General features: G+C 73.5%; 28 protein-coding genes. 24 read left to right on the forward strand and 4 right to left on the reverse strand.

The window, feature by feature from the left end; genetic code table 11:
• Window positions 1-10: 10 nt before the first annotated feature.
• From K5S26_RS11470 to K5S26_RS11490, 5 genes are all read left to right on the forward strand, one after another.
• Entirely contained in the window at window positions 11-1084 is a 1074-nt protein-coding gene (locus K5S26_RS11470) for a pyridoxal-phosphate dependent enzyme (protein WP_221858122.1), read from the forward strand.
• Entirely contained in the window at window positions 1081-2262 is a 1182-nt protein-coding gene (locus tag K5S26_RS11475; RefSeq protein WP_221858123.1) for a cystathionine gamma-synthase, read from the forward strand. Before K5S26_RS11470 ends, K5S26_RS11475 begins: the two co-directional genes overlap by 4 nt.
• 89 nt (window positions 2263-2351) lie before the next feature.
• Window positions 2352-3032, forward strand: a complete 681-nt coding sequence (locus K5S26_RS11480; protein ID WP_221858124.1) for an acyl-CoA synthetase — start codon at window positions 2352-2354, stop codon at window positions 3030-3032.
• Window positions 3029-3334 carry an amino acid transporter gene (locus K5S26_RS11485; protein ID WP_221858125.1) on the forward strand — a complete coding sequence of 102 codons (306 nt, stop codon included), beginning with the start codon at window positions 3029-3031 and terminating at the stop codon, window positions 3332-3334. Before K5S26_RS11480 ends, K5S26_RS11485 begins: the two co-directional genes overlap by 4 nt.
• A gap of 151 nt (window positions 3335-3485) precedes the next feature.
• Complete coding sequence (locus K5S26_RS11490) at window positions 3486-4208, forward strand: FHA domain-containing protein (RefSeq protein ID WP_221858460.1); 723 nt, start codon at window positions 3486-3488, stop codon at window positions 4206-4208.
• Window positions 4209-4360: 152 nt separating this feature from the next.
• Here the strand turns inward: K5S26_RS11490 and purB are convergent, their stop codons facing one another.
• Complete coding sequence (gene purB, locus K5S26_RS11495) at window positions 4361-5743, reverse strand: adenylosuccinate lyase (RefSeq protein ID WP_221858126.1); 1383 nt, start codon at window positions 5741-5743, stop codon at window positions 4361-4363.
• Between the two features lie 21 nt (window positions 5744-5764).
• Window positions 5765-6274, reverse strand: coding sequence for a low molecular weight protein-tyrosine-phosphatase (locus K5S26_RS11500; RefSeq protein ID WP_221858127.1), 510 nt, complete (start codon window positions 6272-6274; stop codon window positions 5765-5767).
• Between the two features lie 118 nt (window positions 6275-6392).
• Between K5S26_RS11500 and K5S26_RS11505 the strand changes: the two genes are divergently transcribed.
• Together K5S26_RS11505 and K5S26_RS11510 are read left to right on the forward strand one after the other, a co-directional pair.
• The gene (locus K5S26_RS11505) at window positions 6393-6647 is read left to right on the forward strand and encodes a hypothetical protein (protein ID WP_221858128.1); all 255 of its coding nucleotides are present in this window, start codon (window positions 6393-6395) and stop codon (window positions 6645-6647) included.
• A 2-nt stretch (window positions 6648-6649) separates the two neighbouring features.
• On the forward strand, window positions 6650-7975 hold the full coding sequence (locus K5S26_RS11510; RefSeq protein WP_221858129.1) for a hypothetical protein: 1326 nt from the start codon (window positions 6650-6652) through the stop codon (window positions 7973-7975).
• On the opposite strand, the gene K5S26_RS11515 is transcribed toward K5S26_RS11510, so the two are convergent.
• Together K5S26_RS11515 and K5S26_RS11520 are read right to left on the reverse strand one after the other, a co-directional pair.
• Window positions 7944-8339 carry a phage holin family protein gene (locus K5S26_RS11515; RefSeq protein ID WP_221858130.1) on the reverse strand — a complete coding sequence of 132 codons (396 nt, stop codon included), beginning with the start codon at window positions 8337-8339 and terminating at the stop codon, window positions 7944-7946. The genes K5S26_RS11510 and K5S26_RS11515 overlap by 32 nt on opposite strands.
• Window positions 8340-8351: 12 nt before the next feature.
• Window positions 8352-9062 (reverse strand): AraC family transcriptional regulator, encoded by a 711-nt coding sequence (locus tag K5S26_RS11520; RefSeq protein WP_221858131.1) that lies wholly within the window; start codon window positions 9060-9062, stop codon window positions 8352-8354.
• 180 nt (window positions 9063-9242) lie between these two features.
• Here K5S26_RS11520 and fepB point away from each other — a divergent pair, with 180 nt between their 5' ends.
• The 17 genes from fepB to K5S26_RS11605 all read left to right on the forward strand — a co-directional run bounded on the left by fepB (window position 9243) and on the right by K5S26_RS11605 (window position 26484).
• Complete coding sequence (gene fepB / locus K5S26_RS11525) at window positions 9243-10277, forward strand: Fe2+-enterobactin ABC transporter substrate-binding protein (protein ID WP_221858132.1); 1035 nt, start codon at window positions 9243-9245, stop codon at window positions 10275-10277.
• Window positions 10274-11281, forward strand: coding sequence for a FecCD family ABC transporter permease (locus tag K5S26_RS11530; RefSeq protein ID WP_308122927.1), 1008 nt, complete (start codon window positions 10274-10276; stop codon window positions 11279-11281). Before fepB ends, K5S26_RS11530 begins: the two co-directional genes overlap by 4 nt.
• Window positions 11278-12348, forward strand: a complete 1071-nt coding sequence (locus K5S26_RS11535; protein WP_308122928.1) for a FecCD family ABC transporter permease — start codon at window positions 11278-11280, stop codon at window positions 12346-12348. The genes K5S26_RS11530 and K5S26_RS11535 overlap by 4 nt, the downstream gene beginning before the upstream one ends.
• On the forward strand, window positions 12345-13172 hold the full coding sequence (locus K5S26_RS11540) for an ABC transporter ATP-binding protein (RefSeq protein ID WP_221858133.1): 828 nt from the start codon (window positions 12345-12347) through the stop codon (window positions 13170-13172). The genes K5S26_RS11535 and K5S26_RS11540 overlap by 4 nt, the downstream gene beginning before the upstream one ends.
• A gap of 64 nt (window positions 13173-13236) precedes the next feature.
• Complete coding sequence (locus K5S26_RS11545; protein ID WP_221858134.1) at window positions 13237-14376, forward strand: LLM class flavin-dependent oxidoreductase; 1140 nt, start codon at window positions 13237-13239, stop codon at window positions 14374-14376.
• A 51-nt stretch (window positions 14377-14427) separates the two neighbouring features.
• The gene (locus tag K5S26_RS11550; protein WP_221858135.1) at window positions 14428-15537 is read left to right on the forward strand and encodes a histidinol-phosphate transaminase; all 1110 of its coding nucleotides are present in this window, start codon (window positions 14428-14430) and stop codon (window positions 15535-15537) included.
• A 26-nt stretch (window positions 15538-15563) separates the two neighbouring features.
• Entirely contained in the window at window positions 15564-16715 is a 1152-nt protein-coding gene (locus tag K5S26_RS11555; RefSeq protein WP_308122929.1) for a thiamine pyrophosphate-dependent dehydrogenase E1 component subunit alpha, read from the forward strand.
• Window positions 16712-17695, forward strand: a complete 984-nt coding sequence (locus K5S26_RS11560; protein WP_221858136.1) for an alpha-ketoacid dehydrogenase subunit beta — start codon at window positions 16712-16714, stop codon at window positions 17693-17695. Before K5S26_RS11555 ends, K5S26_RS11560 begins: the two co-directional genes overlap by 4 nt.
• A 49-nt stretch (window positions 17696-17744) precedes the next feature.
• The gene (locus K5S26_RS11565; RefSeq protein ID WP_221858137.1) at window positions 17745-19067 is read left to right on the forward strand and encodes a dihydrolipoamide acetyltransferase family protein; all 1323 of its coding nucleotides are present in this window, start codon (window positions 17745-17747) and stop codon (window positions 19065-19067) included.
• A 77-nt stretch (window positions 19068-19144) separates the two neighbouring features.
• Entirely contained in the window at window positions 19145-20170 is a 1026-nt protein-coding gene (locus K5S26_RS11570; RefSeq protein ID WP_246603908.1) for a metal ABC transporter solute-binding protein, Zn/Mn family, read from the forward strand.
• A 147-nt stretch (window positions 20171-20317) separates the two neighbouring features.
• Window positions 20318-21142, forward strand: a complete 825-nt coding sequence (locus tag K5S26_RS11575) for a metal ABC transporter ATP-binding protein (RefSeq protein ID WP_221858138.1) — start codon at window positions 20318-20320, stop codon at window positions 21140-21142.
• A gap of 26 nt (window positions 21143-21168) precedes the next feature.
• Window positions 21169-22062: a metal ABC transporter permease gene (locus tag K5S26_RS11580; protein WP_221858474.1), complete on the forward strand. Its 894-nt coding sequence runs from the start codon at window positions 21169-21171 to the stop codon at window positions 22060-22062.
• 13 nt (window positions 22063-22075) lie between these two features.
• The gene (locus K5S26_RS11585; RefSeq protein WP_221858476.1) at window positions 22076-22471 is read left to right on the forward strand and encodes a Fur family transcriptional regulator; all 396 of its coding nucleotides are present in this window, start codon (window positions 22076-22078) and stop codon (window positions 22469-22471) included.
• 10 nt (window positions 22472-22481) lie between these two features.
• The gene (locus tag K5S26_RS11590) at window positions 22482-23543 is read left to right on the forward strand and encodes a permease (RefSeq protein WP_221858139.1); all 1062 of its coding nucleotides are present in this window, start codon (window positions 22482-22484) and stop codon (window positions 23541-23543) included.
• Entirely contained in the window at window positions 23536-24372 is an 837-nt protein-coding gene (locus tag K5S26_RS11595) for a TIGR03943 family putative permease subunit (protein WP_221858140.1), read from the forward strand. Before K5S26_RS11590 ends, K5S26_RS11595 begins: the two co-directional genes overlap by 8 nt.
• On the forward strand, window positions 24362-25789 hold the full coding sequence (locus K5S26_RS11600) for a hypothetical protein (protein WP_221858141.1): 1428 nt from the start codon (window positions 24362-24364) through the stop codon (window positions 25787-25789). Before K5S26_RS11595 ends, K5S26_RS11600 begins: the two co-directional genes overlap by 11 nt.
• Window positions 25786-26484 carry a DNA-3-methyladenine glycosylase gene (locus tag K5S26_RS11605; RefSeq protein WP_221858142.1) on the forward strand — a complete coding sequence of 233 codons (699 nt, stop codon included), beginning with the start codon at window positions 25786-25788 and terminating at the stop codon, window positions 26482-26484. The genes K5S26_RS11600 and K5S26_RS11605 overlap by 4 nt, the downstream gene beginning before the upstream one ends.
• Window positions 26485-26584 lie beyond the last annotated feature (100 nt).

A 26584-nucleotide genomic window follows, 5' to 3' on the forward strand; every position in this document is an offset into this window, starting at 1 on the left:
GGACACTCTCTTGCGCTACGCACACACCGTCTCCGACCTCGTCGGATCCACGCCCCTCGTCCGCCTGAACCACGTCACCGACGGCATCGCCGCCACCGTGCTGGCGAAGGTGGAGTACTTCAACCCCGGCGGGTCGTCCAAGGACCGCATCGCCACGCTCATCATCGACGCGGCCGAGCGGGAGGGCAGGCTGCGGCCCGGCGGGGTCATCGTCGAGCCGACGAGCGGCAACACCGGCGTCGGCCTCGCGCTCGTCGCCCAGCAGCGCGGGTACCGCACGGTGTTCGTGGTGCCCGACAAGGTCTCCGAGGACAAGCGCAACGTGCTGAAGGCCTACGGCGCCGAGGTCGTGGTGACGCCCACCAACGTCGAGCCGGACGACCCCCGGTCGTACTACAGCGTCTCCGACCGCCTGGTGCGCGAGATCCCCGGCGCCTACAAGCCCGACCAGTACTCGAACCAGAACGCGCCCCGCAGCCACTTCGGCTCCACGGGGCCCGAGATCTGGCGCGACACCGACGGGCGCGTCACGCACTTCGTCGCCGGCGTCGGCACCGGCGGCACCATCACCGGCTCGGGACGCTTCCTCAAGCAGGCGTCCGAGGGGCGCGTGCGGATCGTCGGGGCCGACCCCGTGGGATCCATCTACTCCGCGGAGCCCGGCCGCCACGATCAGGTGCACGGCTACCTCGTCGAGGGCGTCGGCGAGGACTTCTGGCCCGGCGCGTACGACCCGACGGTGGTCGACGAGATCCACCGTGTCCCCGACGCCGAGGCGTTCGCCATGACCCGCCGTCTCGCCCGCGAGGAGGGGCTGCTCGTGGGCGGATCCAGCGGCATGGCCGTCGTGGCCGCGCTGCGCGCCGCCCGCGACCTGCCCGCCGAGGCCGTCGTCGTGGTGCTGCTGCCCGACCACGGGCGCGGCTACCTCGGCAAGGTGTTCGACGACGACTGGATGCGCGCCCACGGCTTCCCCGTCGACGCCCCCGAGCCCCTCGTCCCCGCCGGCCTGCAGGCAGAGCTCGACCGACCGGAGGCCGCCGTCGCCTCCTCCACCGCGACCCCCACGGAGATCCACGCATGAGCACCGACGCCCGTTCCGACGCCCCCGGCATCGACGGCCCCCGTTTCGACACCGCCGCCGTGCACGCGGGCCAGGCCCCCGACGAGGCGACCGGCGCCGTGATCCCGCCCGTCCACTTCTCGACGACGTACGCGCAGGACGGCATCGGCGGCCTGCGCGGAGGGTACGAGTACGGGCGCGCCGGCAACCCGACCCGCACGGCGCTCGAGACCCAGCTCGCCGCCATCGAGGGCGGAGCGGCCGCGCTGTCGTTCGCGTCCGGCCTGGCGGCGGAGGACGCGCTGCTGCGCGCGCTGCTGCAGCCCGGCGACGAGGTGCTCCTCGGCAACGACGTCTACGGCGGCACCTACCGCCTCATCGCCCGCGTGCTCGGGCCCTGGGGCGTGAAGCTGCGCGTGATCGACCTGAGCGACCCCGAGGCCGTCGACGCCGCCCTCGCCGAGCGCGCCCCGCGGATCGTGTGGGTGGAGACGCCCAGCAACCCGCTGCTGCGCATCACCGACATCCGGGCGCTCGCCGCGAAGGCCCACGCCGCCGGCTCGGTCGTCGTCGTGGACAACACGTTCGCCTCCCCGGCGCTGCAGCGGCCCCTCGACCTCGGCGCCGATGTGGTCGTCCACTCGACGACCAAGTACCTCGGCGGGCACTCCGACGTCGTCGGCGGCGCCCTCGTGTTCGCCGACGACGCGCTGGCGGAGCAGGCGCGGTTCCTGCAGTTCGCCGCGGGCGCCGTCTCGGGTCCGCTCGACGCGTGGCTCACGACGCGCGGCATCAAGACCCTCGCGGTGCGGATGGAGCGCCACAGCGCCAACGGGCAGGCGGTGGCCGACTTCCTCGCGTCGCACGATCGGGTGGCGCGGGTGTACTACCCCGGTCTCGCCTCGCACCCCGGGCACGAGATCGCGGCGGCCCAGATGTCCGGCTTCGGCGGCATCGTCTCGCTGGCGTTGGCCGACGCCGCCTCCGCCCGGCGCTTCGCGGAGTCGACCCGGCTGTTCACGCTGGCCGAGTCGCTCGGCGGGGTCGAGTCGCTCGTCAACTATCCCGACGCGATGACCCACGCCTCCGTGCGGGGCACCGAGCTGGCGGTCCCGGACGACGTGGTGCGCCTCTCGGTGGGCATCGAGCACGCCGACGACCTGCTCGCCGACCTCGACGCCGCCCTGCGCGCGCTCTAGCGACGGGGCCGGGCGGCGGGCCCCGGGCGGTCGCACAGGCGGCGACGCCTAGACTGGACCCGTCCCGCTCGGCCGACCCTGGATCCACCATGCCCGCTGCCTCCGCGCCCCTGCGCGTGACCCCACGTCACATCCAACTGCTGCGTGCCGTGTTCGCGGCGGTCGCGGCGCTGATGATCACGTTCTCGCCCGATCACTCGCACGCGGTGGGGCTGGCGGTGTTCGGCGGCTTCGGCATCGCGACCGGTCTCGTGTTCGCCATCGCGGCGTGGCTCGTCGCTCCGGCCGGCCGTCGCGGCGGCCCCGCCCTGCTCGCCGCGATCCACCTGGTCGCCGGCATGGCGGCGAGCATCGTGACGCTGCGGTCCGACGTGCTGTTCTTCGTGGTCGTGATCGTGTGGGCGCTGCTGACGGGCCTGATCGAGCTGCTCCTCGGCGTCACCGCGCGCCGCCGGGGAGAGGCGACGAGGGCGGCGCGGACCGCGTCGCGCGATGCGATCGTGGTCGGCGCGCTGGGGCTCGTCCTCGGGGTCGCGCTGCTGTTCGTCTCGCCCGAGTACGCGCTGGACTACGTGATCGAGACCAAGGAGGGCGCCCTGCTGCCCTTCACCCTGACGGGCACGACCATCGGCGTCGGCCTGCTGGGCGGGTACGCCGCGATCGTGGCGGTCTACCTCGGCATCGCGGGGCTCTCGCCCGAGCAGCAGGAGACCGACGAGGCCTCCGTCGCCGAGCCCGCCGCGACGGCCCCGCAGGAGGAGCGACCGTGACCGACAAGCCCACCCGCCGCGAGCTGATGCGCCCCGCGCAGCTGCTGGGCATCGCCTTCGCGGCCGCGCTGTTCGGGGGCCTCATCACGGCGATGTCGATGGGCGCCTTCCAGGCGCTTCCCGGCGACGCGATCGTGCGGGCGTGGACGGTCGCGGCGATCGTCGCGGGCGTCTCGTTCATCGCGGTTCTGCTGGGGCTGTCCATGCTGCTGCTCCTGGTCCCGCCCGCCGAGCAGTCCGAGACCATGGACCGTCCCGTCCTGCTGCCGCGCGAGGACGAGCCGGGCGACTCCCCGCGCTGACGCCGGGCCGGAGCGGGCGGATCTGCCCGTCATCCGGGCGCGGGACGCCGGCTCGTGACACTATGTCGCATGAGGGGGTCCAGTCTTGACAGAGGTGAATCCGTCGACGGAGATGTTCGACGAGGTCGAGGTCAACACGATGCCGAGCCGGATCGCGCCGTTGCGCATCGAGTTCGCCGGCGAGTGGCACGAGATGCCGGTCGACCGGGCGTTCGTGATCGGACGCGAGGGCGACCTCGAGATCGATGACAACCAGTATCTGCACCGGCAGTTCCTCGAGGTGCAGTGCCAGGACGGGCTGTGGTGGATCGCGAACGTCGGGTCGCGTCTGGCGGCCACGATCTCGAGCGCCGGCGGCGCCGTGCAGTCGTGGCTCTCGCCCGGCGCGCGGATGCCCGTCGTCTTCGCGCAGAGCGTGATCGTGTTCACGGCGGGACCGACGACGTACGAGCTCACGCTCTACACGGAGGAGGCTCAGTACGCCGTCTCGAGCCAGATCGAGGCGTCCATGAGCGGCGAGACCACGGTCATGCCCGTGAGCTTCACCCCGCTGCAGAAGCTGCTGATCGTCGCGCTCGCCGAGCCGATGCTGCGCCGCGAGGGCGTCAGCGTGAGCGAGCTGCCCTCCTCGAGCGCCGCCGCGTCACGGCTCGGCTGGACGATGAGCAAGTTCAACCGCAAGCTCGACAACGTGTGCGACAAGCTCGACCGCATGGGGGTCCAGGGCCTGCGCGGCGGACCGGGCAAGCTGGCGACCAACCGTCGCGCGCGCCTGGTCGAGTACGCGGTCACGTCGCAGCTCGTGACCCGCGCCGACCTCGCCCTGCTCGACGACGAGGCCCTGCGCAACCAGAACGACGCCGAAGAGGACTGACCGGTCGCGTCGACCCGCGCGCGTCCGCCTGACCGCGGCCTCACCCGCGGCGAGACGGCGATCGCCGTGTCAGACCGCCGACGTCGGCGAGGGTCTCGCCCGGCCGGATCGGCGTCGCGCGGGCGGTGCGGTCTCGCGCGGGCGGTGCGGCGTCAGAGCTTGGAGCGCGTGAGCTGCTCCGCCAGGCCGCTGTAGGTCGCCGGCGTCAGGGCGAGCAGACGCTGCTTCGCCTCGTCGCCGATCTCGAGCCCCTGCACGAACTCCGCGAGGTCCGCGGCGCCGACGCGACGGCCGCGCGTGAGCTCCTTGAGCAGCGCGTACGGGTCCTGGATCGTCGACCGCCCGGCGGTGACCTCGGCGCGCACGACGGTCTGGATGGCCTCGCCCAGCACCTCCCAGTTCTGGTCGAGGTCGGCCAGCAGCACGTCGCGCGACAGCGAGATCTCGCCCAGCCCGCGCGTGAGATTGTCCAGCGCGAGCAGCGAGTGGCCGAACGCCACCCCGATGTTGCGCTGCGTGGTCGAGTCGGTCAGGTCGCGCTGCAGGCGCGACGTCACCAGCGTCTGGGCGAGCGACGCCAGCAGCGCTCCGGACAGCTCGAGGTTCGCCTCGGCGTTCTCGAAGCGGATGGGGTTGATCTTGTGCGGCATGGTCGACGACCCGGTCGCGCCCGCGACCGGGATCTGGGCGAAGTAGCCGAGCGAGATGTACGTCCACACGTCGGTCGCGAGGTTGTGCAGGATGCCGCCCGCGTGGCGCACGCGGTCGTACAGCTCCACCTGCCAGTCGTGCGACTCGATCTGCGTCGTGAGGGGGTTGAAGGTCAGCCCGAGCGACTCGACGAACTCGCGGGCGAGGTTCGGCCAGGCCACCTGCGGCGCGGCCGCGAGGTGCGCCGACCAGGTGCCCGTCGCGCCCGAGAACTTGCCGAGGTACTCGCCGCCCTCGATCTGCTTCAGCACGCGCTCGAGGCGCCACACGAACACCGCGAGCTCCTTGCCCATGGTCGTGGGCGTCGCCGGCTGCCCGTGCGTGCGCGACAGCATGGGGGCGTCGGCGTGCTCGAGCGCGAGCTCGCGCAGCTTCTGGATCACGCGCCGGTACGCGGGCAGCCAGGCGTCGTTCACGGCGCGCTTCACGGTCAGGGCGTACGAGAGCGAGTTGACGTCCTCGCTCGTGCAGCCGAAGTGGGTGAGCTCAGCGACGCGGTCGAGGCCGAGGGCCGACAGACGGTCGCGCACGAGGTACTCCACGGCCTTCACGTCGTGTCGGGTGACGGCCTCGCGCTCGGCGAGCCAGTCGATCTCGTCCTGGCCGAACGTGAGGTACAGCGCGCGCAGCTGCTGCTTCTCGTCCTGGGACAGCGGCGTCGTGCCGAACAGCGCGTGGTTGGTGAGGGTGATGATCCACTCGACCTCCACCTCGACGCGGGCCCGGTTCAGGCCAGCCTCCGACAGGTATTCGCCCAGGGGCGACACCGTGGCCTGGTAGCGGCCGTCGAGGGGGCTGAGGGGCTGGGTGGGAAGAGCGGTCACGCGGGAGCTCCGAATCTCAGGTCAGTGGCCGGATCGCGCCGGGCGGATCGCCGGTTCGAGCTGGCGGAACAGCGCCCGGCTGGCGCTCTCGATCATACCGAGCACGTCGTCGAACATCCGGGCGTCGGCGTAGTACGGGTCGGGGACATCCGGCCCCGGGGCCGCGGGGTCGAACGACAGCAGCAGCGAGATGCGGTCGCGGTGGCCGTCCTCGGGGGCCCACTGACGCAACACCCTCTCATGGCTGCGGTCGAGCGCCACGATGAGGTCGTTGTCGCGGAAGGCGTCGAGGTCGAACTGGCGGGCCCGATGGGCGGAGCCGTCGTAGCCGCGGCGTTCGAGCGCCGCCAGCGTGCGGTGGTCGGCGCGTTCGCCGACGTGCCAGTCGCCGGTGCCCGCGCTGGTGGACACGACGCGATCGGCGAGGCCGGCCTGCGCGGCGAGCTCGCGGAAGACGACCTCGGCCATGGGGGACCGGCAGATGTTGCCGGTGCACACGAAGACGACGCGGAACGCGTCGGGGACAGACATGCGACCATTCTGCCGCGCCCGGAGCCATGCCTCGTCCCCATGCGGGGCGAGGGGACGGGTTGCTCGCCGCCTCGCGACCAGCCCACCGAGGAGCGCGGGCGCCCGGCATCGTCGACGCATGGAAGTGAACGGATCCGGGTTCCCCGCCGATGCCGCGGCCCGCCTCGAGGCGGCCCGCGCCGAGCTGGAGGCCGCCCGGGCGGAGCTCGCCGCGCTCGTCGACGCGGTCTCGTGGGCGGCGCCGGTCGCCGTCGCGTTCCGCGAGGCGGCGGGCGCGCGGATGTGCGACACGGCCGCCATCGCCGCGACGGCGGACGAGGTCCTTTCTGCTCTGCACCGCCAGGGCGGCCTGCTCGCCGTCGACGGGCGATGAGCATGCCCTCGCCGCCCGACGACGACTTCCTGATCGGCGCGGGCTCGGTGATCCAGGTCTCGACGCCCGAGCTGCGCGACACGGCCGCGAGGTTCGCGCGCGTCTCCGTGCGCCTGAGCACCGCCGGCGACGGCGCGATGAGCGCCTATCTCGGCATCCATGCCCCGTACGACGCCGACGGGGCATGGCAGGTCGCCGCGCGCGCCGGCCAGGCGTCCATCGCGGTGGCGGCGGTCGCGGAGGACCTGCGTCGCACCGCCGACGTCTACGACATCGCCGAGGCGCGGGCGCAGCTGGGGTTCCTCTCCGCCGCGACGGACGTCGGCGCCCGCGAGCGGGACGCGCGCCTGCTCGAGAGCCGCATCGACACCCTCGCCGCGCGCCGTCCCGGAGCGCTCGACGAGGCGACCGAGCTGCTCGAGCGCGCGGGCGACGCCTGGAAGCCCGGCGTGCTGACCGCGTCTCCGCTGCTGCACGGCGCCGTCGACGCGGCGATCGGGGCGGTCGTCGGCACGCTGGAGCGGGCGCGCGACGCGCGAGCCACGGGAGCGGCGCCGAGACCGGGCGACGCGGCGGTCGCGCTCACGCGGCAGCCGGTGTCGCCGGCGCGGGCCCCGGCGACCCTCGCCGAGCGCGCCGCGCGCATTCCGCGGGGAGCGCAGCGGGTGCGCGTCGAGAAGACGCGGATGCCCGACGGCACGTTCCGCTACGGGGTCTACATCGCCGGCACGCGCGACATGACGGGGCAGGATCCGGGTGAGCCCTTCGACATGCGCAGCAACCTCGAGCTCTTCTCCGGCGCCGAGAGCGCGTCCTCCGCCGCGGTCGAGGCCGCGCTCCGGGACGCCGGGGCGCGCCCGGGCGACGTGATCGACATCACGGCCCACTCGCAGGGGGCGATGGTCGGCAACGTCCTCGCGCTCAAGGGCGAGTACGTCGTCGCGACCTTCGTCGCGCTGGGACCGCCGGCAGTCGTGCCGCTCGGCGACGGCACCCTCAGCGTGCACGTCGCGTTCGACGACGACCCCGTCGCGGTCCTGAGCGCGGGCGGGCTTCCGGGCCCCGCCGGGTCGGACGCGAGCATCGTCGTGCACGGCGACGTCGGCGGCGACGGGACGACGGCGATGGTGCCGGATCAGCGGACGCACGCCCTCGACCGCTACGCGGGTCTGCTGGGGCAGGCGGAGAGGAGCGGAGACCCCCGGATGCGCGCGTTCCACGAGGCGCTCGCGGAGGTCGCCGCGGGGCACCCGGTGGCCGCCTCCGACTACGGCGCCCGCAGGGCGGACGGCGTCGTCAGCGCTTCTTCGCCTGAGGACGCAGGATGATGCCGAAGAACCAGTTGATGACGCTGATCAGGAAGGCGGCGACGACCCCCCACCAGAAGTCGCCGACGCTGAGCCCCCAGCCCCAGGACCCGGTGATGGCCGCCGTCAGCCACAGCAGGAAGCCGTTGACGATGAGCGAGATCAGGCCCAGCGTCAGCAGGTACAGCGGGAACGCGACGATGCGGATCACGGTGCCGATGATCGTGTTGCACAGCGCGAAGACCGCGCTCACCGCGAGCAGGGTCAGCACGAGCTGCAGATCGCCGCCGGGCGAGAACGGCGTGACGGTCACCTGCAGCGCGGGGACCAGCGTCACGACCCAGATGGCGAACGCGTTCACGACGACGCGGACGAGGAAGCGCATGGTCCCAGTGTGTCAGGCGCCGACCGCGTCGCGCAGGCGCCGCGGCGTCTCGCCGTACTCGCGCCGGAAGGCCTCGATGAACCCCGTCGGGCTCGCGTACCCGACCCGGGCGGCGATGCCGTGCACGCTGGCGTCGGACGCGAGCAGCCGCCGCGCCGCGCGCAGTCGCAGGCGCGTGCGCCACTCGGGGAAGCGCAGTCCCGTCTCGGTCGCGAAGCAGCGCTGCAGCGTCTTGGCGCTCACGTGGGCGACGCGTCCCCACTCCTCCAGCGTCTCCTGGCGTCCGGGGTCGGCGACGAGGGCGGCCGCGACCTCCCGCGCCCGCGGGTCCGTCGGCATCGGCAGGTCGGCGGGCGCCGGGTCCGCCACCAGGGCGCGAAGCCGGCGCCGCGCCGCGGCGAGCGTGCTCGGGGTCACGAGCCCCGGCTGCGCGATCGTGCGTGCGAGGTGGTCGATCTCGGCGGTGCGCAGCACGGGGCGCGGCGCGCTGTCGGATCCCGGGTCGGTGGCGCCCTCACCGGGGAAGAACACCGGGATCGCGAGCGCGTCCCGGCTCGGCAGCACCACGTGGGGGACACCCGCGGGGATCCACAGCGACCGGGCCGCGTCGACCGTCCACTCCCGCCCGTCGACCCGCATCCGCAGGCTGCCCGCGACCGTCCACGTCAGCTCCGGGACGTCGTGACAGTGGGTCACCGATTCGACGAGCGCGCGTGGGGTCATGGATGTCCGGTATCCGATATCAGGTGTCCCGCTCGAGCGACGGGAGTGGGGTAAGGCGAACCTAAGCTAGCCCGGTCCCCCTCGTTCGGCAAGCCGCCTCGGCGGTGCCGCCCGTCCCGTCGTGCCGCCGAAACGGGGAAGCCGGCATCGCGCGCCCTGCGCGACATCAGGAGGAAGCGCATGATCCGCAGCACCCTTTCCCACCGCTCGCCCGCCCGTCGTCTCGCAGGCGGCGCGCTCGTCGCCGCGCTGGCGCTGACCGCGGTGGGCTGCTCCGCGCCGTCCGAGGCCGAGCCGGCCGGCTCCGCGTCGACCGGCTCCGACACCGGCTCGGAGGGCGCCTGGCCGCGGACGATCCAGCACGAGCTCGGCGAGACCGTGATCGACGCGCAGCCCGAGGACATCGTCGCCACGTCGGTGACGCTCGCGGGCACGCTGCTCGCGATCGACGCGCCCCTCACCGCGACCGCGGCCACCACGCCCTCGTCGATCACCGACGACAAGGGGCTCTTCGCGCAGTGGGCCGACGTGGCCGACGAGCGCGGCGTCGAGGTGCTCTACGACGCGCTCGAGCTCGACCTGGAGTCGGTCATCGCCGCCGATCCCGATCTCATCGTGATCTCGACCACCGGCGCCGACGCGACCGCCGACGCCTACGACCAGCTGAGCGAGATCGCGCCGACGATCGCGATCAACTACGCCGACAAGTCGTGGCAGGACGTCGCCGCCCTGCTCGGCGAGGCCACCGGTCTGGAGGACCAGGCCGCCGCGACCGTCACGGGGTACGACGAGCAGGTGGCCGATGCGGCGGCCGCGATCACGGTGCCGGACGGCGACGTCAACGCGGTCGTCTACAACGGCACCGAGAACGACACGGCGTTCGCCAAGGTGGGCGGGGCGCACGCCGATGTGCTCGAGGCGCTCGGGTTCACCGTCGCCGAGGCGCCGGCCGACCTGGACACGTCGGAGACCGCGCGCGCCGACTTCGCCTTCCTCTCCATCGAGAACGCGGTGGCGGCGCTGACGGCGGACACCGTCTTCCTCGTCAGCGGCGACGAGGAGACGGCGGAGAGCCTCCTGTCGGAGCCGCTGTTCGCCAACGCCCCCGCCGTCGCGGCGGAGGCCGTGTACCCGCTGGGGCAGACGTCGTTCCGCGTCGACTACTACAGCGCCCTGGAGATCGTGGACGCCGTCGTCGCCGACTTCGGCGAGTGACGGCCATCGTCCCCGAGACGGCCCGCTGGCTTCCCCTCTTCCTGCTCGCGCTCGTCCTGCTCGCGGTGCTGAGCGTCGTCGTCGGCTCGCGGGCCATCGACCCCGCTGTCGTCTGGCAGGCGATCGTCGCGCCGGACCTCGCCGACGACCGGCACGTCACGGTGCAGGCGCTGCGCCTGCCGCGCACGGCCCTCGTGGTCGTGGTCGGAGCGGCGCTCGGCGTCGCCGGCGCGGTGATGCAGGCCATGACGCGCAACCCGCTCGCCGAGCCGGGGCTGCTCGGGGTCAACGCCGGGGCCGCGGCGGCGGTCGTCACCGGCGTGCTCGTCACCCGCGTCGTCGACGTCGAGGTCTACCTGTGGTTCGCGTTCGCCGGTGCCGCGCTCGCGGCGGCAGCGGTCTACGCCCTCGGCGGCGCCCTCCAGCACGCCTCGAACCCCGTTCGGCTGGTGCTCGCCGGTGCGGCCCTGAGCGTGGTGCTCGGCGCCTACACGTCGGCGGTGCTCGTGAACTTCCCGTCCGTCTTCGACACCTTCCGGTTCTGGGACACCGGCTCGTTCCAGGGCCGCGGAGGCGACGCCCTGGTGCCGGTCGGCATCGCGGTGGGCGTGGGCCTGCTGATCGCGTTCTCGCTCGCCCGGCCCCTCAACGCCCTCGCGCTCGGCGCCGAGTTCGGTCGCGCGCTCGGCGCCTCGCCGCGCCGCACCTGGCTGCTGGCCGGCGTCGCGGTCGTCCTGCTCGCGGGCGGTGCGACCGCTGCCGCCGGGCCCATCGGCTTCATCGGCCTCACCGCCCCGCTGATCGGTCGCGCGATCGTCGGCCCCGACTACTCGCGGCTGCTGCCGTTCTCCGCTCTCGTCGCCGCGATCGTGCTGCTCGCCGCCGACATCCTGGGCCGTGTCGTCGTCCTGCCGAGCGAGCTGCAGGCATCCATCGTGACGGCCGTGATCGGCGGCCCGGTGTTCATCGCGCTCGTGCGCCGTCGTCGGGTGCCGACGCTGTGAGCGGCGCCGATCCGCGCCCGGCGGCGCCCGCGCTGGTGCCGCGTGCGGAGCGCATCTGGCGGGCGGGCGGGCTGTCCGTCCGCTGGCGGCCGCGCGCCGTCGCGGTCTCGCTCGCGCTCGTCGTCCTCGTCGCCGCCTGCGCCGTCGCCGGGCTGCTCGTCGGCACCCTGCCGATCGGCCTCGCGGATCTCGCGGGCGTGGCGGCGGGCTCGGCGGACGAGCGCATCTCCCGGATCGTGTCCGGCGTGCGCGTCCCGCGCGTCGTCACGGGGATCTTCGTCGGCGCGGCGCTGGGAGCCTCCGGGGCCGCCTTCCAGTCGATCTCGCGCAACGCGCTCGGGTCGCCGGACATCATCGGCTTCGTCACCGGCGCGGCCACCGGCGCCGTCGTCGCGATCACGGTGTTCGGCGCGAGCGGCATCGTCGTCGCGGGCGCCGCCGTGGCCGGCGGCGTGATCACGGCGCTCGCCGTCGTGCTGCTGTCGGGCGGTTCGCGCGGCGACGCCGGGCATCGCCTCATCCTCGTCGGCATCGGCGCCGGAGCGCTGCTCGCCGCGGTGAACGCGGTCATGCTCACCCGCACGGACGCCAACGTCGCGATCGCTGCGCAGATCTGGCTGACGGGCACCCTCAACGCCCGGACCGCGGAGCAGGCGCTGACCGCCGTCGTCGCCGTCGCCGTGCTCCTGCCGCCGCTGGTCGCGCTGTCGCGTCGCCTCGAGGTGATGGAGATGGGCGACGAGTTCGCGGCGGGCGTCGGGGTGCCGATCGCGGCGGTGCGGCGCGCGACGGTGATCGTGGCCGTCGCCCTCGCGGCCGTGGCGACGGCGCTGTGCGGACCCATCAGCTTCGTCGCGCTCGCGGCGCCGCACCTCGCGCGCCGGCTGCTGGGCGGCGCGGGCGTCCCTGTGCTGGGCGCCGCCCTGACGGGATCGGTGCTGCTGGTCGGGGCCGACCTCGCGACCCAGCTGCTGCCCTTCGGGCTGCGGGTTCCCGTGGCGCTGATGACCGGTGTGCTCGGCGGCGTCTATCTCATCTGGCTCCTCACCCGAAGCAGGCGACTATGACCGCAGGACCCTCCTCCGCCACGGACGCCGTGGCCGCCGCGTCCCTCGCCGGATCCCGGCTCGACATCGGATACGACGGGCATCCCGTCGTGACCGGACTGGACATCCGCATCGAGCCGGGCGCGTTCACGGCCATCATCGGCCCGAACGCCTGTGGCAAGTCGACCCTGCTGCGCGCGCTGAGCAGGGTGATCGCCCCCGCCGCGGGCGTGGTGACCCTCGACGACGTGCCGATCGGCGAGCTGGCCGGCAAGCAGGTGGCGCGGCGTCTCGCGCTGCTGCCGCAGTCGGCCTCGGCACCCGACGGCATCACCGTGACCGACCTCGTCGCGCGAGGCCGTTACCCGCACCAGAGCTTCTTCCGGCAGTGGTCGCCGGACGACGAGCGCGCGGTGCACGACGCGATGGCCGCGACGGGCGTGCTCGAGCTGGCCGACCGCGTGGTGGGCGAGCTGTCCGGCGGTCAGCGTCAACGGGTGTGGATCGCGACGGTGCTCGCCCAGCAGACGCCGATCCTGCTGCTGGACGAGCCGACGACGTTCCTCGACATCGCTCACCAGATCGAGGTCCTCGAGCTCTGCCGTCGTCTGAACCGCGAGCGAGGGGTGACGATCGTCGCGGTCCTGCACGAGCTGAACCATGCCGCCCGCTACGCCGACCGGCTCGTGGTCATGCGCGACGGCGCGATCCTCGCGGAGGGGCCGCCGGCGGCGGTCCTCACCGAGGAGGGGGTGGAGGCGGCGTTCGGGCTGCGGTGCCGCGTCGTCGAGGACCCGGTCGCGGGCACGCCGCTGGTGCTGCCGCTCGGCTCGGCGGCGCGGTGAGCGCGCGGCGCGGTCGCCGGCTCGCGGGCCGCGCTCGTCGCCCCGTCCGCCGGGGACGCCGGCCGTGACGCTGCGGATCGGCCTGTCGCTGTCCCCGACGTGGCTCCGCGGCGACGGCTGGCGTCGCGCCGACAGCCGCGTCGAGCAGCTCTACTCCGGTGGATTCTTCGTCGAGGCCGCGCGGATCGCCGAGGCGGCGCACGTCGACTTCCTGCTCAAGCCCGACGCGCTCGTGCTGGACCGGGAGGCGCTGTCCAGCTGGCCGGGCTTCGGCAGCCCCGACCCCACGGTGCTGATGGCGGCGCTCGCGGCGGAGACCGAGCGGATCGGGCTCGTCACGACGGTGTCGACGACGTTCGTCCCGCCCTTCCAGATCGCCCGCCAGGTGCAGTCGCTCCACCAGCTCAGCGCGGGGCGGGCCGGCTGGAACGTCGTCACCTCGCTGGACGGCGACGCGCTGCACGGGACCGCCCCGGACGACGGCGTCCCCGGCGCGGGCGCCGCCGGGTCGGACTCGGCGGCGCGGTACGCCCGCGCGCACGAGGCGATCGACCTCGTCCGTCGGCTGTGGCGCTCGTACCCGGCCGAGGCCGTCCTGGCCGACCGGACGACGGGCCGCTACGTGGACGCCGCGCTGCTGCGGCCGGTGGCCCACCGAGGCGGTCAGCTCGCGGTGGCGGGCATGAACACGCTGCCGCAGCATCCCGCCGGGCCGCCGCCGATCCTGCAGGCGGGCGGCTCCGAGGCGGGCCGTGAGCTCGCCGCCCGCACGGCCGACGCGGTGTTCGCGATGGCCCCCGACGTGGCGTCGGCGGTCTCGCAGCGCGCGGATCTGCACGCGCGTGCCGTGCGAGCGGGACGGCGGCCCGGCGACCTGCGGGTGCTGCCCGGGGTCAGCCTGTTCCTGGCGCGCACCGCCGCCGCCGCGCGGGAGCTGGCCGCGGGGTCGCGCTCCACGGCGGGCGGCGGGCGAGGGGCGTCGCACTGGTCGATCGTCGGCACGCCGGCCGAGGCGGCCCGGGAGATCGCCGACTGGGCCGGCGCGGGCGCCCTCGACGGCTTCATCGCGCTGCCCGGCGGATCGTGGGGGTCGCTGCGGCTGTTCGGCGAGGACCTCATGCCGCGGCTGGTCGACCTCGGCCTGGCTCGCGCCTCCTACACCGGCAGCACCCTCGCGGCCCATCTCGGCCTCCCCGGCCGATGAGCGCCCGGTTTGTCTCGGGAAGGGACCGGCGACGTCCGTAGACTGACGGCCATGACGTCCGCCGAGCCGGTCCTGCCGCGCATCCGTCCCGAGATCGCCGCCCTTCCGCCGTATCGGCAGGGGCGCCCCGCCGATCCGGACGGCTACAAGCTCTCGAGCAACGAGAACCCGTTCGAGCCGCTGCCGGGCGTCGTCGAGGCGGCGCGGGCCGCGGTCGACTTCAACCGCTATCCGGACGCGACCGCCGCGAGCCTGCGCGAGGCGCTGGGCGCGAGGCACGGCGTCTCGCCCGAGGCCGTGCTCATCGGTGCGGGCAGCGTGTCCCTGCTGCAGGCGTTCATCCAGGCGGCCGCCACGGTCGGCGACGAGGTCGTGTACTCGTGGCGCTCCTTCGAGGCCTACCCGAGCCTGGTGCTCGTCGCCGGCGCGAGCGGGGTGCAGGTTCCCGGCCTCCCGGACGGACGCCACGACCTCGACGCGATGGCCGCGGCGGTCACGCCCCGCACCCGGGTCGTCCTGCTGTGCACGCCCAACAACCCCACCGGTCCCGTCATCACGAGGGCGGAGTTCGCCGACTTCGTCGCGAAGGTGCCGGCGGACGTGCTGATCCTGCTCGACGAGGCGTACGCCGAGTTCGTCCGCAGCACCGCGACGGGCACGGCGGCCCCCGTGAACGGTCTCGCCGACCGGGTGTACGAGGCCCACCCCAACGTGGTGGTCCTCCGCACGTTCTCGAAGGCGTACGGCCTCGCGGCGCTCCGCGTCGGCTACGCGATCGGCCACCCGCGCGTGCTCGACGGCGGCCGCAGCACGGTGACCCCGCTGTCGGTCACCGCGTCGGCGGTGGCGGCCGCGGTGGCGAGCCTCGCCCACCAGGCCGAGCTCGACGAGCGCGTGGACGAGATCGTCGCCCGGCGCACCACGCTCGTCGCGGGACTGCGCGAGATCGGCTGGGACGTGCCGGACGCGCAGGGCAACTTCGTCTGGCTGCCGGCGTCGCCGCACGTCGACTCGACGTCGGTGGCGGAGGCCTTCGACGCCGCCGGGATCATCGTGCGACCGTTCCCCGAAGGCGTGCGCATATCGATCGGCGAGCATGAGTCTGTGGAGAAGGTCCTAGGGATCGCTCGATCCGTTGTCCCGAGTCTTCCGTCGGTGTGAGGCCGAGACGCGGATAGCGTGGGACGGTGACTTCCCCAGGCGCTTCTCCCCAAGAACCTGAGATCGACCGCACCGTCCGTATCCTGTCGGCCGACGGTGCCATCTCCCCCTCGGCGTCGGCCGAGCGGTACCTGCCGCTCGTCGAGGCGCTGGGCGATGCCGAGCTCGAGCAGTTCTATCGCGACATGGCGGTGATCCGCGCGTTCGACCGGCAGGCGACGCTGCTGCAGCGCCAGGGACAGCTCGCGCTGTGGCCGCCGTCCCAGGGGCAGGAGGCCGCGCAGGTCGGCTCGGCCCGCGCCGCGCGTGCGCAGGACCACCTGTTCCCGTCGTATCGCGAGCACGTGGTCGCGACCATCCGCGGCGTCGACCCGGTCGACATCATCAAGCTGATGCGCGGCACCAGCCACGGCGGGTGGGACCCGACCGACCCGAAGAACGGCAACACGCACCTCTACACGCTGGTGCTCGGATCGCAGACGCTGCACGCCACCGGCTACGCGATGGGCATCGCGTTCGACGGGCGGCACGCGACGGGCGACGCCGACAGCGACGAGGCCGTCATCGTCTACTACGGGGACGGGGCCTCGAGCCAGGGTGACGTGCACGAGGCGATGGTGTTCGCCGCGAGCTACCGCACGCCCCAGGTGTTCTTCCTGCAGAACAACCACTGGGCCATCTCGGTGCCGGTGGCGACCCAGTCGCGCGTGCCGCTCGCGGGCCGCGCGCCGGGCTACGGCATGGAGGCGATCCGGGTGGACGGCAACGACGTCCTCGCCAGCTACGCCGTGACGAGGCTCGCGCTCGACGAGGCGCGCGCCGGTCATGGTCCCCGCGCGATCGAGGCGGTGACGTACCGCATGGGGGCGCACACCACCAGCGACGACCCGACGAAGTACCGCACGAGCGACGAGGAGCAGTCGTGGATCGCGCGCGACCCGATCGCCCGCATGCGCGCGTACCTCGAGGCCCGCGGCGCATCGAGCGCGTTCTTCGCCGACGTCGAGGCCGAGGCCGCGGACGTGGCGGCCGACGCGCGCACCCGCACGACCCAGCTCGAGGCGCCCTCGCGCGACTCGATGTTCGCGAACGTGTACTCCGAGCCGCATCCGCTCCTCGACGAGCAGCGGCAGTGGCTGGCCGACTACGAGGCCTCGTTCGAGGAGGGCGGCGCATGAGCGACCTGCAGACGATGACGTTCGGCAAGGCGCTCAACGCGGGGCTGCGCAAGGCGATGGCCGACAGCGACCGCGTGCTGCTGATGGGCGAGGACATCGGCCGTCTCGGCGGGGTGTTCCGCGTGACCGAGGGACTGCAGGCCGAGTTCGGCGAGCGTCGGGTGCTCGACACGCCGCTCGCCGAGTCGGGCATCGTCGGCACCGCGATCGGCCTGGCGATGACCGGCTTCCGGCCCGTGGTCGAGATCCAGTTCGACGGCTTCGTCTTCCCGGCCTTCGACCAGATCACCACGCAGCTGGCGAAGCTGACGAACCGGCACGAGGGTGCGCTGTCGCTGCCCGTCGTGATCCGGATCCCCTACGGCGGGCACATCGGCGCCGTCGAGCACCACCAGGAGAGCCCGGAGGCGTACTTCGCGCACACCCCCGGCCTGCGCGTGGTCAGCCCGTCGACGCCGAACGACGCGTACTGGATGATCCAGGACGCGATCGCGTCGAAAGACCCCGTGATCTTCATGGAGCCGAAGTCGCGCTACTGGCCGAAGGGCGAGGTCGACCTGTCCGACCGGGCGCTGCCGCTGCATGCCAGCCGCGTCGTCCGCCGGGGCACGGACGTGACGCTCGTCGGCCACGGCGCCATGGTCACCACGCTGCTGCAGGCGGCCGTGCTCGCCGAGGCCGAGGGGACCAGCTGCGAGGTCGTCGACCTGCGGTCGCTGTCGCCCGTCGACTACGGCCCCATCCTCGACTCGGCACGCTCCACGGGGCGCGTCGTCGTCGCCCAGGAGGCGCCGGGGCACGCGAGCGTCGGCAGCGAGATCGCCGCCACGGTCGCCGAGCGGGCGTTCTACTCGCTCGAGGCGCCGGTGCTGCGCGTGTCGGGCTTCGACGTCCCCTTCCCGCCCGCGAAGCTCGAGGGCGTGTACCTGCCCGACGCCGACCGGGTGCTCGAGGCCGTGGACAGGGCTCTCGCCTACTGAGCGAGGGCAGGACTTTCCGGCAGAAGACGACAGACGTAAGGATCTTCCGATGCAGACCTTCCATCTCCCCGACGTCGGCGAGGGGCTCACCGAGGCCGAGCTCGTGTCGTGGCACGTGGCGCCCGGTGACACGATCGCCGTCGACGACGTGATCGCCGAGATCGAGACCGCCAAGTCGCTCGTCGAGCTGCCCTCGCCGTTCGCGGGCACGGTCGGCGAGCTGCTCGTCGCCGAGGGCGACACGGTCGACGTCGGCGCGCCGATCATCACCGTGGCCGCGGCCGACGCCGACGCCGCCGCGGCGAAGGACGCGCACGAGCCGACGGGTCCGGGCCAGCACGCCGAGGGCGAGGGCGGCGGATCCGTGCTGGTGGGATACGGCTCGGTGGGGGAGGCGCAGACGCGTCGGCGCAAGAAGCCGGAGAAGCCCGTCGCCTCGGCGGTGGGCGTGATCGCCAAGCCGCCGATCCGCAAGCTCGCGCGCGACCTGGGCGTCGAGCTGTCCGAGGTGCGGCCGTCCGGACCCGCGGGCGAGGTGACCCGCGAGGACGTCGTCAAGCAGGCCGAGCAGGCCAGCGTCTTCCGCAACATCTCGACGCCCGAGCGGCCGGCGGTCCGCGAGGAGGAGATCCCCGTGAGCCCCGCGCCCGCGGCGCCGCCTGCGGCCGATTCGCGGGTCGAGGCGATCCCGGTCAAGGGCGTGCGCAAGGCGACCGCGCGCGCGATGGTCGGCTCGGCGCAGACCGCTCCGCACGTGTCGGTGTGGACCGACGTCGACGCGACCCGGACCATGGAGTTCGTGAAGCGGCTCAAGGCGTCGCCCGACTTCGCCGACGTGAAGATCTCGCCGCTGCTCATCGTCGCCCGCGCCGTCCTCTGGGCCGTGCGTCGCACCCCGATGATCAACTCCGCGTGGATCGACGGCGAGGACGGCGCGAAGATCCACGTGCGCCACTACGTCAACCTGGGCATCGCCGCCGCCACCCCGCGCGGGCTGCTCGTGCCGAACATCAAGGACGCGCAGGACCTCAGCATGCGCGACCTCGCGCGGGCGCTCGAGAAGCTCACGCTCACGGCCCGCGAGGGCAAGACCACGCCGGCGGACCAGCAGGGCGGAACGATCACGATCACGAACATCGGCGTGTTCGGCATGGACGCGGGCACGCCGATCATCAATCCGGGCGAGTCGGCGATCGTCGCGATGGGCGCGATCCGGCAGAAGCCGTGGGTCGTCGACGGAGAGGTGCGCCCGCGCTGGGTCACGACGGTCTCCGGGTCCTTCGACCACCGGGTGATCGACGGCGACGGCATCAGCCGCTTCCTCGCGGACGTCGCCTCGGTCCTCGAGGAGCCCGCGCTGCTGCTGGACTGACCGGCGGGCCCGTCGGACGCAGACGGGGTCGTTTCGACCAGGCGATAACGATTCTCATTTGCGGGTATGCTGTCCGCATGATGTCTCGCCGCGCGCTTCCCGTGTCCGTCCTCGCCCTGTCGGCCGTCGTCCTGGCCGGCTGCGCGTCGCCCGCCGAGAGCTCGGGTGACGCGACCTCGGACGGGGCCGCTCCGATCGTCGCCTCGACCAACGTCTACGCCTCGCTCGCCCAGGCGCTCGTCGGGGACGACGTCGAGGTCGCCGCGGTGATCGACGACGCGACGCAGGACCCGCACGCGTACGAGGCCAGCGCCCGCGACCGGCTGACGGTCGAGGGCGCGACCCTCGTGCTGCAGAACGGCGGGGGGTACGACCCCTTCATGGAGGAGCTGACCGGCGACGACGCGGTCGTCCTCAGCGCCGTCGAGTACTCGCACGACTTCCCCGGCGCCGAGGAGCACGCGGACGAGCACGCGGACGACGAGCACGCAGACGAGGACGCCGAGGCGGAGGAGGAGCACGACCACGAGCACTCCGACGAGGAGGGCCACGAGGGGCACGACCACATCGAGGGCTTCAACGAGCACGTCTGGTACGACGTGCACGCCATGACGCACTTCGTCGAGGCGATCGCGGAGGAGATCGAGCACGAGCTGCCCGACCTCGTCGACGCGGCGACGCTCGAGGCGAACCGTGACGCGCTGATCGCCGAGCTGGGCGAGCTCGAGAGCCGTCTCGAGGCCGTGGGCGGGTCGCACGGCGGCGAGGGCGTGTTCCTCACCGAGCCCATCGGCGGCTACCTGGCGTCGTCTGCCGGCCTCGAGGACGTCACGCCCGACGGGTTCGCGGAGTCGGTCGAGGAGGGTCAGGACGTCGCACCCGCGACGCTGCTCGCCGCGATCGAGGTCGTGGAGTCCGGCGACGTCGCCGTGGTGCTCGCCAACTCGCAGACCGGCGGCGCGGAGACCGACCGCATCGTCGAGACGGCCGAGGCCCAGGGGGTGCCGGTCGTCGAGCTCGGCGAGCTGCTCGCGGGCGACGAGACCTACGTCGACTGGATGACCGCGAACGTCGACGCGCTCGAGTCCGCGCTCGCCGGCTGAGCGCGCGGCGCTTCCGCCGCCGCGTCGGAGATGTCCGCGCCGTAGGACGGAATCGGACGAGCCGGTCCGAATCCGTGCAGATCTCCGATTCGGTGGCTGGACCGGGCTCTCAGCCGCCCGAGAATGATTATCACTAGACTGGATGCCATGACGACCGCCGCGCCCGTGCTCGAGATCTCGGGCGCCGCGCTCCGCCTGCGGGGCCGCGAGCTCTGGTCCGGCCTCGACCTCACCGTCCGCCCGGGCGAGTTCATCGCCGTGCTCGGACCGAGCGGCTCGGGCAAGACCACGCTGATGCGGGCGATCCTCGGCCTGCAGGACCTGAGCGCGGGGAGCATCCGCGTGGGCGGCGCGCCGGCGCGTCGAGGGGACCGCCGCATCGGGTACATCCCGCAGCAGCGTCCGCTGCCCGCCGGCACGAGCCTGCGGGCCCGCGACCTGGTGGCGCTCGGCATCCAGGGCCCCCGCTTCGGGCTCCCCGTGCCGCGCCGCGGCGACCGTGCGCGCGTCGACGCGCTGCTCGACGGAGTCGGGGCGGCCGGCTACGCCGACCGGCCCGTCGGGCTGCTCAGCGGCGGCGAGCAGCAGCGGCTGCGCGTCGCGCAGGCGCTGGCGGACGCGCCCGCCCTGCTGCTGTGCGACGAGCCGCTGTCGAGCCTCGACCTGGCCAACCAGCAGGCGGTGACGTCGATCATCGACCGGGAGCGACGCGAGCGCTCGGCGGCCGTGCTGTTCGTCACGCACGACGTGAACCCGATCCTGGACCGCGTGGATCGCATCCTCTACATCGCGGGCGGGCGCTTCACGCTCGGCACCGCCGACGAGGTGCTGCGATCGGACGTGCTGACGGATCTCTACGGTGCCCCGGTCCACGTGCTGCGCGCGGGCGGACGCCTCGTGGTGGTCGGCATCCCGGACGCGGACGACCACTGCGACGTGCCGGCGGTCGAGACCGAGGCGGGCGTCGCGTGAGCGTCCCCGCCCTCTCCGTGCCCGGGATGGCCGTCCCCGCGCTCGACTGGGGCGACGTCTTCTCGTTCGAGGACTACGGCGCGCTGCTGCAGCTGGTCGCCAACTCGGTGATCGCGGGCGCGGTGCTCGGCATCGTCGGCGGGCTCATCGGCGTGTTCATCATGCAGCGCGACATGGCGTTCGCCGTGCACGGCGTGAGCGAGCTGTCGTTCGCCGGCGCCGCCGCAGCGCTCCTCTTCGGCGGCAGCGTGGTGATGGGATCGCTCGTCGGCGCCGTCGCGGCGGCCGCGCTCATCGGGGTGCTGGGATCGCGCGCTCGCGACCGCAACTCGATCGTGGGCGTGCTGATGCCGTTCGGCCTGGGCCTCGGCATCCTGTTCCTGTCGCTGTACGAGGGGCGCAGCGCCAACCGGTTCAGCCTGCTGACCGGGCAGATCGTGTCGGTCTCGAGCCCCGACCTCGGTTGGCTGATCGGGATCTCGGTGGTCGTCCTGATCGGGCTGCTGGTGGTCTGGAACCCCCTGCGGTTCGACTCGCTGGACGGGCAGTCCGCCGCCGCGCGAGGGGTGCCGACCGCGGCCGTGAGCCTGGTGTTCATGCTGCTGATGGGCCTGATCGTCGCCGTCGCGGTGCACATCATCGGAGCCCTGCTGGTGTTGGCGCTGCTCGTCACGCCCGCGGCGGCGGCCATGCGCGTCAGCCACGGGCCGCTCGCCGTGCCGCTGCTGGCAGCGGCGTTCGGCTTCGTGTCGGCGGTGGGCGGCATCCTGCTCGCGATCGCCGGGACGCTGCCGGTCAGCCCGTACATCACGACGATCTCGTTCGGCATCTACGTCGTCTGCCGCCTCGTGGCGTGGCGTCGCGATCGCGCGCTGCGTCTCGCCGTCGCCACCCAGGAATCCCGCGCGGTGGCGGCCTAGACTCGGTGCCATGGTGACCCAGCGGAACACGTGGCAGCGCGAGCGGGTGCGCGACGCGCTCGCCGGCGCACGCGGCTTCGTGAGCGCGCAGAGCCTGCACGCGGCGCTGCGCGACGACAACACGGGCATCGGCCTGGCGACGGTCTACCGCGCGCTCGCCGGCCTGGCGGCGTCGGGCGAGGCCGACTCCCTGCAGAGCCCCGAGGGCGAGGCGCTCTACCGGGCGTGCTCGATGACGGGTCATCACCACCACCTGATCTGCCGCTCGTGCGGCCTCACGATCGAGATCGAGGCGACGGCCGTCGAGCAGTGGGCGCGAGAGACCGCCGCACGGCACGGCTTCCGCGACGCCGAGCACGTGGTGGACATCTTCGGCCTGTGCGAGTCGTGTGCGGCGAAGCAGTCCTGACGCCCGCGCGATGAGCGCCGCCCCGCCTCGGGACGCCGCGTCCCCGGTCGCCTCGGCCGTGGGCGGCGGCTCGCCGACGCCGCAGCGCGGACGGGGTCGTCTCGTCGCCGCACTCGTGATCGGCCTCGTCGCGGTGGGTGTGCTGGCGCTCCTCGACGCGTTCGCCCCGGCGCTGTTCCCGCAGGCGCTCCCGACGCGGCTGCAGGACGGTCTGACGCTGTCGCTCAGCGTGCTCATCGAGTCGCTGCCGTTCGTGATGCTCGGCGTGCTGCTCTCGATCGCGGTCCAGGTCTGGCTGCCGGCGGGTGTGATCGAGCGGTTCATGCCGCGCCGGGCATGGGCGCGGCGGGCGGTCCTGTCTCTGCTCGGCATGCTGATCCCCGTCTGCGAGTGCGGCAACGTGCCCTTCGCGCGCGGACTGCTGATGCGCGGCATCTCGCCCGCCGAGACGCTGACCTTCCTGATCGCCGCGCCGATCGTCAACCCGATCGTGATCATCACGACGCACGCCGCGTTCGGGTGGGACGGCGGCATCCTCGTCGCCCGGATCGTGGGCGGATGGGTGATCGCGAACCTGATCGGCTGGATCTACAGCCGCCACCCCGACCCCGTCTCCCTGCTGACCGGGCGGTTCCTCGACACGTGCGAGGTCGTCGCCCACGAGACCGGCGGGCGCGGGCGCCGCAGCCTCGCGCAGTTCGTGGTCGAGCTGCGCGCCGTGATGCCCGCCCTGGTGCTCGGTTCGGCGGTGGCGGGCGCCGTGCAGGTGGTGATCCCGCGCGACGCCCTGCTGGCGATCGGCTCCAACCCGGTGCTGTCGATCGTCGCGATGACGGCGCTCGCCATCACCGTGGCGATCTGCTCGAACGTGGACGCGTTCTTCGCGCTGTCGTTCGCGTCGACGTTCTCGCCCGGGTCGATCGTCGTGTTCCTGCTGGTCGGCCCGCTGATCGACGTGAAGATGCTGGCGCTGATGCGCACCACGTTCACGACCCGCACGCTGGCCGGCATCGTCGCGATCGTCCTGCTGGCCGCCTTCGCGATCGGGATCGGGGTGAACCTCGTTGCGTAGCGCATGGGAGTCCGCCGGCACCCGCTGGCTCGGCGCGGGCCTGGCGGCCGTGCTCGCCGTGGTGACGCTCGGGCTGGCCGTGACGGATCGGCTCGCGCTCTACATCAATCCCGATCAGACCTGGTTCGCGGTCGGGATGGCCGTGCTCGCGCTGGTCGGCGCGGTGCTGTCGTTCGTGCTGCCGGCGGGCGCCGAGTCGGACCACGGCCACGACCACGGCGCGGACGGGGAAGCCGCCGTGCCGTCCCGCGCGCCCCGTGAGGCGGGCGGCGCGTCGGACGGAGCCTCGCGGCCCCGCCCCGCTGCGGTCCGCGGTGTGACCCTCGGCGCGGTCGCGACGGCGACCGGCGGCGTCGCGGCGTCGGCGGTCGCCGTGGCCGCGCTCCTGCTGCCGCCGGCATCGCTGTCGGTCGACCTTGCGATGTCCCGCGACACCGGATCGCCGCCGCTGTTCGCGGGCGCCGACGAGGTGATGCTCGCCGCCGCCGACACGAGCGAGTTCGGCGTGGGGGACTGGGCCTCGGTGTTCCACACCGCCACCAGCCCGGACGCGTTCGAGGGCACCCACGTCAGCCTGACCGGCTTCGTGACGCCCGACGAGGCGAACGCCGAGCTGCTGCGCCTGGGGCGCCTGGTGATCACGCACTGCGTGATCGACGCCCAGCCCGCATCGGTCCCCGTGGTCTCGCCCGCCTGGCAGGACGACCTCGAGGTGGGCGGCTGGATCCGCGTCGACGGCGTGGTCACGACGGACGCGTCGGGGGCCCTGGTCGTGGAGCCGCGGGACATCTCCTCCATCCCCGCCCCGGACGACCCGTATGAGTACTGAGACCCGCGGCCGCGATCGGCGTGCGCGCCGCCGCGCCGCCGCCCGGCGCTTCGCGCTGACTCTGGCGACGGTGCTCGGCGCCCTCGCGGTGCTGGGCGGCGCGGGGGCCGCGGTGAGCCTGGCGCAAGGGCCCCGCCTGTCGGGCGTGCAGGCCGACCCGTCGTCGGCGACCGAGGTGTCGGGTTCGCGGGTGATCCTCACCGCCAACCAGGCGCTCGCCGGCATCGACCCGTCCCAGGTCACCGTCAGCCCGTCGGCCCCCTTCACCGTCGACGCCTCCGGGCGCAGCGTCGGCGTGCGCTTCACCGTCCCCCTCGACGACGACACCGAGTACACCGTGACGGTCGCGGGGGCGCAGGCCGTGGGCGGCGGCCCGGTCACCGACCTGCAGACCACGTTCCGCACGCCGGCGGCCGAGGTCTTCGTGCTGCAGCGCGACCCCGACGGCGACGACACGATCTTCCGCACCGCGCTGCACGGCCGGGAGGCGGTGCCGGTGTACACGCACCCGTCGATCGACGACTTCCGGGCGACCTCGACCCGGCTGGTCGTCGCGACCGTCGACGACGGCGTCTCCTCGCTGCACGTGATGGACCGGGCCGGCGGCGGCGAGTCGGAGGTCCGTCTGCCGGGCGACGGCATCGTGCAGGGGCTGCAGGTGTCGCAACGCGGCGACCTCGCCGGCTTCACCTACTCCGACCCGCAGGGCGACGGCTACGCGAGCGTGCTGTTCACGGCGGAGCTCGCCGATCCGTCCGCCGACCCCCGGCCCATCGAGGTGGGCGGCGAGACGGTGAGCGTCGATCGCTGGCGGTTCGTGCCCGACGCGTCCTCGCTGCTGCTGATCGACTTCGAGGGGCGGCTCGTGCTCACCGATCCCGAGAGCGACGCCGACCCGACCATGCTCGGCACGGCGCTCACGATCGACGCGATCAACCGTGGGGACTACACCGCGACCGTGGAGCGCATCTCCGAGGGCACGGAGACGGACATCGTGCAGCTCGACCTGACCACGGGCGAGGAGACGGCGCTGGTCGAGCCCGACGAGGACTTCGGGCTGCTGGGCGCCGTGTCGCCGGTCCCGCCCGAGCGCGGCGGGACCGTCCGCGTGTATCAGCGGATGCTCGACGAGAGCCGGCCCGAGTCGCAGCTGCTGGTGCACGTCGCCGACGACGGATCGTCGCGGACGCTGTTCCAGGTGGGGTCGGAGGACGCGATGCTGCAGGCGTGCGTGTCGCCCAGTGGGCGGTACGTGGCGGCGCTGGTCGCCCCCGACATCATCTCCAACGCGTACGACGTCGGCACGCAGCCGCTGCCGGGCCGCCTCGAGACCCACATCGTCGACCTCGACACCGCCGAGACCGTCTCCGTGCTCAGCGGGTTCGACATCAGCTGGTGCACGACGGGCCCGTGGTGACCTCGGGCCCGTTCGGCGCAGCCGGTCGGGCCGGTCGGAGCGCCTCCCGCCCTGCGCGACGCGACGACCTCGCGGGGCTCGCCGTGGAGGTCGCGCCCCGGCTGCTCGGCGGTCTGCTCGAGACCGCCCTGCCGGACGGCATGGTCTCGGTGCGGATCACCGAGGTCGAGGCCTATCACGGCCGCGGATCGGGGGACGTGCCCGATCCGGGCTCGCACGCCCGCATGGGACCGACCATGCGCAACGCCACGATGTGGGGCGAGGCGGGACACCTGTACGTGTACCTCAGTCACGGCATCCACTCGTGCGTGAACGTGGTGTGCGGCCCGGTCGGCCGCGGCGACGGCATCCTGCTGCGCGCGGGAGAGATCGTGGACGGCGCCGACGTCGCGCGCCGGAGACGTGAGGCCAGGGGCGTCGCCCGCACCGACCGCGACCTCGCGCGAGGGCCGGGCCGGCTCGGCGATGCCGTCGGGCTGCGGCACCCGGTGCACGACGGCATCGACGCGATCGACGGCGCTCCGCGCGCGGGCGCGACCGCGCGCCTCAGCCTGCTCGACGTGCCGCTGGCCGAGATCTCCACCGGGCCGAGGGTCGGCGTCGCGGGGATCGCGGGGACGTCCGCGTACCCCTGGCGCTTCTGGATCCCCGGCGACCCGACGGTCTCGCCGTTCCGTCCCGGACGCGGAGCGTGATCCTGGGGTCACCTGACCGCGATCCGGGCTCCGTGCCCGTTCGGTAGGTCCCCTTGGGTGTGCTAGTCTGGGCGATTGTCTGCGTGCACTCCTGTGCGCA

It is taken from the genome of Microbacterium marinilacus (assembly GCF_019753765.1).
GTDB classification, from domain to species: Bacteria; Actinomycetota; Actinomycetes; order Actinomycetales; family Microbacteriaceae; genus Microbacterium; species Microbacterium marinilacus.

What these genes read in the sequence shown, in the direction of transcription:
- fepB (WP_221858132.1), top strand. Translation starts at nt 9,243, where the DNA reads ATGATCCGCAGCACCCTTTCCCACCGCTCGCCCGCCCGTCGTCTCGCA.
- K5S26_RS11515 (WP_221858130.1), bottom strand. Translation starts at nt 8,339, where the DNA reads ATGCGCTTCCTCGTCCGCGTCGTCGTGAACGCGTTCGCCATCTGGGTC.
- K5S26_RS11540 (WP_221858133.1), top strand. Translation starts at nt 12,345, where the DNA reads ATGACCGCAGGACCCTCCTCCGCCACGGACGCCGTGGCCGCCGCGTCC.
- K5S26_RS11580 (WP_221858474.1), top strand. Translation starts at nt 21,169, where the DNA reads ATGGCCGTCCCCGCGCTCGACTGGGGCGACGTCTTCTCGTTCGAGGAC.
- K5S26_RS11575 (WP_221858138.1), top strand. Translation starts at nt 20,318, where the DNA reads ATGACGACCGCCGCGCCCGTGCTCGAGATCTCGGGCGCCGCGCTCCGC.
- K5S26_RS11550 (WP_221858135.1), top strand. Translation starts at nt 14,428, where the DNA reads ATGACGTCCGCCGAGCCGGTCCTGCCGCGCATCCGTCCCGAGATCGCC.
- K5S26_RS11480 (WP_221858124.1), top strand. Translation starts at nt 2,352, where the DNA reads ATGCCCGCTGCCTCCGCGCCCCTGCGCGTGACCCCACGTCACATCCAA.
- K5S26_RS11505 (WP_221858128.1), top strand. Translation starts at nt 6,393, where the DNA reads ATGGAAGTGAACGGATCCGGGTTCCCCGCCGATGCCGCGGCCCGCCTC.
- K5S26_RS11510 (WP_221858129.1), top strand. Translation starts at nt 6,650, where the DNA reads ATGCCCTCGCCGCCCGACGACGACTTCCTGATCGGCGCGGGCTCGGTG.
- K5S26_RS11500 (WP_221858127.1), bottom strand. Translation starts at nt 6,274, where the DNA reads ATGTCTGTCCCCGACGCGTTCCGCGTCGTCTTCGTGTGCACCGGCAAC.
- K5S26_RS11560 (WP_221858136.1), top strand. Translation starts at nt 16,712, where the DNA reads ATGAGCGACCTGCAGACGATGACGTTCGGCAAGGCGCTCAACGCGGGG.
- K5S26_RS11600 (WP_221858141.1), top strand. Translation starts at nt 24,362, where the DNA reads ATGAGTACTGAGACCCGCGGCCGCGATCGGCGTGCGCGCCGCCGCGCC.
- K5S26_RS11565 (WP_221858137.1), top strand. Translation starts at nt 17,745, where the DNA reads ATGCAGACCTTCCATCTCCCCGACGTCGGCGAGGGGCTCACCGAGGCC.
- K5S26_RS11475 (WP_221858123.1), top strand. Translation starts at nt 1,081, where the DNA reads ATGAGCACCGACGCCCGTTCCGACGCCCCCGGCATCGACGGCCCCCGT.
- K5S26_RS11590 (WP_221858139.1), top strand. Translation starts at nt 22,482, where the DNA reads ATGAGCGCCGCCCCGCCTCGGGACGCCGCGTCCCCGGTCGCCTCGGCC.
- K5S26_RS11570 (WP_246603908.1), top strand. Translation starts at nt 19,145, where the DNA reads ATGATGTCTCGCCGCGCGCTTCCCGTGTCCGTCCTCGCCCTGTCGGCC.
- K5S26_RS11520 (WP_221858131.1), bottom strand. Translation starts at nt 9,062, where the DNA reads ATGACCCCACGCGCGCTCGTCGAATCGGTGACCCACTGTCACGACGTC.